The following is an 8,018-nucleotide window of genomic DNA, read 5'->3' as shown; positions in this document are numbered from 1 at the left end:
GCGTGACACATGATTTATATCCGATGATGATCTGTTTTCTCTATTATGAAGAAAAAGAATTAAATTTCAAGAAGAAAAGATTCACAAAGTGGTTTTTTTGACGGTTACCATCTGTGCGATTTGCCTTGGGATCAAAGCCGGATCACGGCAGACGAGGAAATTCCACCCACCGAGACGTCCCCAGTTGTTGACCGATGCAACCCAGCGTCTTGGGCCTGCTCAGCATGCTGCGTTTGTTACAGCACCTCGTCAGGTTCGATTTGATTCAATCGTAGCAACTCACCAGCTGTGTGTACGTGGCCCCTTATGGCAGATTGTCCTGCTTGATTTAGGAGAGCAATCCTGGTTTCACCGCTCCTGTTTACAATGACAAGAATACTCTCATCTAGAATCCCTTTGTCGTCCAGTAAGTCCGGACTGTCATTGGTTACTGCGACCTGGTTCGTCTTCGACGCAATGACGAGACCGTCTCTGATTACGTGCGTAGCCGTGGGGTGGAGGACCGCTCCCGGTTCCTCGATCCCCACGAATGGGACTTTCTTTCTCGTCCCGTTTGATGACTGGAAGAGGGCCGTCAAAACGCCAAGTGCCCGCAGGGTGCCGTCAGACATGTTTTCCGCCACGAAACGCCACGCATCTTTACTGTTTCCCACAAGCTGGCGGAATTCGATCGTCTCTTTTCTTCCCACATGTTTTACCTCAATGTCCTGGATTCCCGGCACGACTTTTGATAAGAAAGCAATGACACGATTAAATCCTTCTCTGTTTTCTTTGGCCATTACACTCAAGACGCTTGCCAGGTTGCTTCCATCCCGCTTCAAAACCTCACCCGCATCCGGAGGCTGGAGGGCTAATTTGAAAGCTGGATCTTTTTAATATGCCGTCTTCAACTCTGTAAAAGTCCTTTTCAAAAAGTCCGTTGCTGAAAATCCTGCACTCTTCCTGTTGAATCTCAAATCCCCCTCTTTTCTGTGCACCTACACGAAAAGCATAGATTCCCTGGGTTCCTTCCGGGAGTTGCCAATCGAGGCGGATTCCGAAATGAGTTGGATGCCCGGAGGACCGTCGTCTGACTTCATTGATTCCTCCTCTCTCCCTGAGTGCGTGCTCCAAGGAAGTATTAAGAGACTCCGTCACCAAACGAAGGGCATCAAGAAAGTTACTTTTGCCTGCCCCATTCTGCCCGACAAGAAACGTTAGCGGCCCAAGGGGCACTGAGCATTCCTTAATGCTTTTATAGTTGTTCAGAACCACCCGTTTGAGAAACAGGGGGTTAATCATAAATGCCTCCAATCTTTTAAATTTGCCTCACGACACTCTTCTTCTGGATCAGTGAAAAGGTGACAAAAGATATCCTGCCTTATTGCCACGTAGAAAATCACCTGGGTCAAAACTCATTTATGGTAAAACTATAATCAATTCTCTTGGGGTGATCAAGAGAAAATATTGGCGAAGAATGTTGGACAGTTTTGCAGTGGCAGGAAAAACCAATTAGGGTTGAGAGTGGTTGATTTGCTTTGACCTGAAGCATACTGGTTCGGATAGTCACTTAATGCACTTTACATTTTTCCTTCAATAATTTGGCGACCTTCCAGGCGGCTGAGAATTTCGATGAGTTTTGGTTTTCGGGCATTGGCTTGGCGGAGTTGGAGTAGATAATCTTTCCACTCTTCCTCTCTTTTCAGCTTTTTCAGGAGACCATGGACTTTCCTTAAATAGACTGCAGCCGCTTCATAGGCTTTTGGTTTCGTTAAGGAAATCTGCTTTTCGGCAACATTCTTCCATATTGCAATAGCGCGATCAGGGTATTGATCTGCCACAGCTTCAGCAACTTGATCCTCTTGATAACCCTCACCCCACCAGTAAACTCTCTTCTTTGATTTTCGATGATCATACCATCGAAGAACATCGTCAGGCCGCTTTTCCTCAATCGCAATGTCAATCAGTACGCCAGTCATTGGAAATTCACTCTTCCTGGTCTCTCGGTCCTCCTTCATGCCCGTCTCGGGTAAAGGCCATTTGGGATCTGATTGAGGGAGCTTACCTGTTTCCAAATAAAGGAGGGCTGCTGCACGGATCTCTGGCCACCATTTAGCCTTCTCGGCTGCTTTCTTCATATCCTTGAAGGTATGGAGTGAGGGCGACTGAAGAAAATCTTCAGTCCGAAAAGCTGCAACCTTAAGCCAATTCCCTTCTCTTTCTCTCATCTCGCGTAAAGTATCTTTCAATTGTTTGGCAATCCCGGGCCATTGTTTCTGGGTGGCCTTAATACCTTTGTGAATCCACTGCTCGGCTTCCTCCAATCGTTTGGCTTTTCTGAGCGCATCAACCAAACGTGTATAGCTTCCTGTGATTACTGCCTCCTGCTCACATAAGGGTATGATTTCTTCATGCCGACCGGCGTTTTCAAGAGCCCGTATAATCCAATTTGTCAGGTTATCCCTATGATAACTCCGCGAAAAACTATCCTCCCTTTTCACCGGCTGGAATTTATTCAATCGCTCAAGAAGCCGATCAGCTACAACACTCCAATCCGAAGCCTTCTGTTTCTTCTTCCAGAAGGATTCCGCTCCATAGCAAAGCTCATACTTATCCTCCAATTCCGCATTGATCGCCCAGAGCATCTGTTCGACCGGAGAGAGCGAAGACCGGGGAAGGGCCTGAAAAACAATATTCAGGCAGGAAGAGATTTCAATGCCTGTTTCTCCTTCATCATCGCTCATTTCCACCTGCCTTATGCCCTCCTCGAGGAGTTCCTTTCCAAGGGCAACGACCTCATCTGCGTATCCTTTTGCCAAAAGGGATTTTAAACGGCCTTTCACCCGTGAGTAATCCGGAGTATATCCTTCATGATTCCAATGGTTTCTCCAGCCAGGTTCTGAACTTAACTCCAGGATCTCCTTCCTCACGGCGGCCACTATTTTTTTCACTGATCCTTTCGAGAGGTTTTGCCGGTCCTGCAAATCTTCTCGGACAACGGAATGTCTTTCCGCCAGATCTTCTATCAATGCGATAAGCTTCTCTCTGCTTTGTTCCTCCAGGAAACCTCTCGAGGCAAGCGGGGCGGATTCCCCAGATTTCCTTGAAGTACAAGAAGCCTCGGTTATTTCCTCTTCGTAATCCTCATTCTCGTCATCCCTTGCTTTTTCATCCGAAAACTCCTGAAGCAAAACGATGCGTTGATCCTTCTCCCTGATCTGTGGAACCTCTATATTCTTCTTCAGGTAATCGAGATATTCGATCGCTACCGCCACTGCATGTTTACAGGTGCCTCCATAAGGACAGGTACAGGCTGATATCAGTTCGCCATCTTCGAAATCGACCATTGTGGCATATCTCTGCCCACCATGAACCCAGGCAACTATCCCTCCGGCTTCAGTTTGAGCAAGTTCTTTCACCTTTCGGCTTCGCTGGTAACTTTGTCCCCGTGAAAGGATTCTGTTTCCAGCCCAATCCTGCAAATCATCCCATGTCAATTGTTTGAAACGATCCATTTTCAAAGATGTTCTATTCATTTCATCTCCTACCTGCCTTTTTCACCTCTTCGAGAACCTCAGGGCGAACGGCGAGTTGAAGGGCACACCACAAACGAATTGTGGCGTATTAAAAATCAATTAGTTAGCTGCGGGTTTGTTTCTATGAAAGTAACAACTCCAGATCCTCTTTTGCCAGGTTGCGTATGAGGCTGTTGTCGGCATTGATGATCGCATCGGCGAGGTCACGTTTCGTTTGCTGGAGTTCCAGCACCTTTTCTTCCACCGTGTCTCTGGCGATGATGCGATACGCAAACACCCTTCTGGTTTGCCCAATACGATGGGTGCGGTCGATGGCTTGTGCCTCCACAGCGGGATTCCACCACGGGTCAAGCAGGTAAACATACTCGGCTGCCGTGAGGTTCAGTCCAAGCCCTCCGGCCTTGAGGCTGATGAGGAACAGCCTGCAGTCGGGGTCCGTCTGGAATCGTTCAACAATCGTTCCACGGTTGCGCGTCTGCCCATCGAGATACGCATAAGGGGCTTTCTGCCGGTCCAATTGTTCCTGAAGGATAGAGAGAAAGCTTGTAAACTGAGAAAAAACCAAAGTTTTATGATCTTCCTCCGTGATCTGTTCAAGTTGGGGCAGTAACATTTCCAGCTTGGCACTGGGGTGGGATTTCTTCGACTTGTCGATGAGCCCCGGATGGCAGGCCGCCTGTCGCAAGCGTAACAGTGCTTCAAGAATCTGAATCTTGGACTTATTCATACCGTCTCGCTCAACCTGATTGAGCAGGGTGCTGCGGTAGTGGTCTCGTAACTCGTTGTAGAGTTTCCTCTGTCTCGAATCGAGATCGCAATAGAGGGTCTGTTCGAGCTTTTCCGGCAGCTCGCGGGCAACCTGTCCCTTGGTACGGCGCAGAATGAATGGGCGAAGGGCCTTTCCCAGCAGTCCACGGGTTTCGGGCTCGGGGTTGCGCGTCCCCGGACCGGTCAGCTTGAACACGGAAGCCAATCCCAGCATCCCGGGGTTAAGAAACTCGAATAGACTCCAGAGTTCTCCAAGGTGGTTTTCGATGGGGGTGCCACTCAGCACCAGACGATGGTTGGCATTGAGAAGGCGAGTCGCCTTCGCCGACTGGGTATTGGCATTCTTAATCATTTGCCCTTCATCGAGAATGCAGTAGTCAAACTGCACATCCTTGAATTCAACGGCATCGTTCCGCAAGGTCCCATAGGTGGTCAGGATGAGGTCATAATTTTCGAAATGTTCACCGGGCTTCTGTCGATCGGCGCCCGTATGATCAAGGACTTTTAACTGCGGAGTGAACCGCTTCGCCTCCTGGACCCAGTTGAAGACCAGCGATTTCGGCCCGACGACGAGAGAAGGTCCCGGAACTCCATCCCGGTGGATCGAGGCCTTGCCCTTGCCCGCTTTCGACACCGCAGCTGATCGCTTCTGCCTTCTCTCCTCCAGCATGGCGAGAACCTGCACCGTCTTACCCAGCCCCATGTCATCGGCCAGGCATCCCCCGAAACCGAACTTTTCGAGAAAATGGATCCAACCCAACCCGTCCTTCTGGTAATCTCTTAACACGCCTGTGAAGCCTTCCGGCGGATCGCAAGGTAGAATCCCTTCAAAGCTTCTCAGCTCTTCCCGCACGCGCTGGAAGACCTCATCACACGTGGAGCCTGGCTGTGAGGCCAGCAGGGCGTCCAGCAGTCCGACCTGGCAGCGTGAAAACCGAAAGTGATCGTCATGGGTTTTTCCGATGCCGGCCAGAATTCCGTATTTTTTCAGCCATTCCTCCGGCAGCATCCCGAACGTGCCGTCATCCAGGGCAACCAGGTTCTCCCCGCGCTTGAGCGCCACCAGCAATTCAGGGAGTTTTGCGATCTTGTCATCAAACCTGACTTCGCCATGCAATTCGAACCAGTCGACGCCGGTAGTCACCGACAGGTTTAACGCGCCGGGTCTACGGTACACCTTCCCTTCGGCCTCGACGTGCCAGCCCGCAGTCAGCAATTCTCGCACCGCTCGCGGAAGATTACGGGGAGCCACTTCCCGCTGTGGGTTGCCATAAGACTGGACTTCCCGGAACCCCAAACTCCGAAGCTTCTCATAGGCTTCTCGCTCGGCAGCGAGGTCGCGGAGCAGAAGACGACGGGGCTCCGTTGTGATGATGCCCCGACCTGGATCTTCATAAGCAATCGTGCGTCCCTCGTAATCGAACGACAGCTTCCAGCGAAGCCAATTGGCGTCCCATCGATTTTTTCGTTCCGGCGCTACCACTGTAAGCCGGGGTCGAGGAGTTACACGAATCTCTTCATACTGCAATTCATCAGGAAGCAAAAGGCGGGGAAGAACCGGCATGGCCATCAATTCCTGGATAAAGGCATCTCCTTCCTCGACAGGAACGATGAGGTTTTTCCGCTTTCGCAAGACGGAAATCCATCCGAAGGATCCGTTATCCAGAAGGCGGGAAACTCTGTCTTCGAAAAAAACGAGGCCTCCTGCGACCAACAGGGAAGGTACCTCTATTGCAACCCGTTCCGTCCTGCGCTGGAGATAACCGTTAAGCACATAAGCCTGGCCGGATGCGTCCTTTTCCGCGCCCAGGCAGAGCTCCCACGGCTCCCTGTCGTCCCATTGAAGAGGACTTTCACCAGGTCCAGATGCCGTTTTCCGCAGGAAACATCGCCCCGTGCGGCAGAGTAGTTCCATCAGATGCTCTTGCACGGGGCCGGGCAGGATGCGGCGGAAAGCGCCTCTTCCATAATAGCCCGAGTAGCCATAATAGTAGCCAGTAGCGTCCCGGCTCCCCAGCAGCAAGGCCATGATGCGCCGATCCTCCGGGTCACGCAGGTTCTCCGGCTTGCCATATGAATCAGAATAAGACTTCAGTTGGCCCCATTCGCCGCTCTTCTTCATTTCCTGGTGTGCCGCCTCAATGATCAACCCCTTCCCTTCAAGGGTAGCGGGGACATCGACAAAATAAAGAATACGTCGGTTCGCCTGCCAACGCCCTTTCTCTTCTTCCCGCTGTGCTTGCAAAGCCCCGCGCAGGGAAGCCAGATGATCTTTCCATCCCGGTGGCGGAGGAATGAGTTCAAGATGGCGTCTTCCCTGCAAATGCGGAGGATAGGACCTCGGGGCGTAACCTGGACGGATGATATCTTCATCCCCCAATCCCTCATCCTCGTCCCAATCGTCTTCTTCGTCTTCATCCCAGCCATCCCCGTCAAAATATATCTCCAGATGCACCGGATCGCTGTTTCCCTTGCCTCTCAGGTAGCCTCTATTCTCTGCGGCAAGAAGCGACGCCCAGATGTGTTTGCAGGCCTCTCTCTCACCTTCGAAATATGGACAGGTGCAGGAGACGTGAACCGTATCCCTCTCCCGGTACAAGTCCACTTCGTACACATCGGTCCCGATGACCACTGCCCGCAGCTCTTCCTTGTTCCCATGGATGATCTGAACGGCCCCGCTCCTGTAATAGGAATACCCGCGCCTCTGAACCTTGTTGTCTACATAACCAGACAGGTGAGTCGTAATCGCCATTCTCTAAAGTTCCTCTCTGTGAATCTCCTTTGCCACCGCTTACCCGAGAACCTCCGAACCTTCCGGTTCGAAGTGAACTCGCATACGGTCAGCAACCAGATTGAGCCTTTGTTATAAAATCATAAAGATATTTCAAACTTCGGCAGGCTGATTCTCGCTTGATCCCTTTCCGGTTTCCCTTTAATTTTTCCTTTTTCACGATAGTTCTTTTTCCGTCCGAGACAGCGATGAAAACGAGCCCGAGCGGTTTTTTCTTGCTCCCCCCTGTTGGTCCTGCAATGCCCGTGGTGGATAACCCGAATGTGGTATTGAAGGCTTTTCGAACTCCTTGGGCCATCTTTTTCGCTACTTGAGGACTCACTGCTCCAAACCGTTTGATATATGCCTCGGGAACGCCCAAGAGCTCGGTCTTAGACTTGTTACTGTAGGAGACCATCCCTCCTTCATAGTAGTTCGAACTTCCGGGGACATCGGTAATGCGATCGTTGATCAGCCCTCCTGTGCAGGACTCTGCGATGGAGAGCGTCCAGCCGTTTTTTCTCAGATGATCTCCGATGAGCTTTTCTAACTTCATTTGAAAACCCCTCTACCCCCTCACCCCCTGCCTACCGTCAGGCAGGCGCCCCCCTCCCGCTTGCGGGCCAAACCCTTCAGCGGGCAGGCCCGCCAGGGGAGAGGGTAAAACAGAAGGAAATGATATGGAGAATGATATTGGCATAGACTCCCGCCATCACATCATCCAGGACAACTCCATAACCCCCTCTGGCTCTTTCCACAAGACGGATGGGTGGCGGTTTGACAATGTCAAAAAAGCGGAAGAGGATAAACCCGATGATGATGAAAAGGGCTGTTTTGGGAACCCAGAGCATGGCGACGAAGAAGCCCATTATCTCATCGATAACAATCCTCTGATCATCCCTTTTTCCCAAAAACTTTTCAGCCCTTTCTGAAATCCAGGACGAGAGGAAGAAGAGAGTGATCAG

6 protein-coding genes are annotated in these 8,018 nt (G+C 51.0%); all 6 read right to left on the bottom strand.

Features of this window, described 5'->3' with window-relative positions; all coding sequences use genetic code 11:
* Window positions 1-236: 236 nt before the first annotated feature.
* Entirely contained in the window at window positions 237-821 is a 585-nt protein-coding gene (locus QME66_12060) for an AAA family ATPase (GenBank protein MDI6809698.1), read from the bottom strand.
* A gap of 4 nt (window positions 822-825) precedes the next feature.
* On the bottom strand, window positions 826-1,281 hold the full coding sequence (locus QME66_12055) for an AAA family ATPase (protein ID MDI6809697.1): 456 nt from the start codon (window positions 1,279-1,281) through the stop codon (window positions 826-828).
* Window positions 1,282-1,559: 278 nt separating this feature from the next.
* Window positions 1,560-3,398 carry an SWIM zinc finger family protein gene (locus tag QME66_12050; GenBank protein MDI6809696.1) on the bottom strand — a complete coding sequence of 613 codons (1,839 nt, stop codon included), beginning with the start codon at window positions 3,396-3,398 and terminating at the stop codon, window positions 1,560-1,562.
* A gap of 238 nt (window positions 3,399-3,636) precedes the next feature.
* Entirely contained in the window at window positions 3,637-6,663 is a 3,027-nt protein-coding gene (locus tag QME66_12045) for a DEAD/DEAH box helicase (GenBank protein ID MDI6809695.1), read from the bottom strand.
* 460 nt (window positions 6,664-7,123) lie between these two features.
* Entirely contained in the window at window positions 7,124-7,609 is a 486-nt protein-coding gene (locus tag QME66_12040) for a CinA family protein (GenBank protein MDI6809694.1), read from the bottom strand.
* 76 nt (window positions 7,610-7,685) lie between these two features.
* Window positions 7,686-8,018, bottom strand: a 333-nt coding sequence (locus QME66_12035; GenBank protein MDI6809693.1) for a phosphatidylglycerophosphatase A, incomplete at its 5' end; no start/stop codon positions are given.

The sequence above is a fragment of the Candidatus Eisenbacteria bacterium genome, from assembly GCA_030017955.1.
Taxonomy (GTDB): Bacteria; Eisenbacteria; RBG-16-71-46; order JASEGR01; family JASEGR01; genus JASEGR01.
This window is presented reverse-complemented; position numbering and strand designations above follow the sequence as displayed.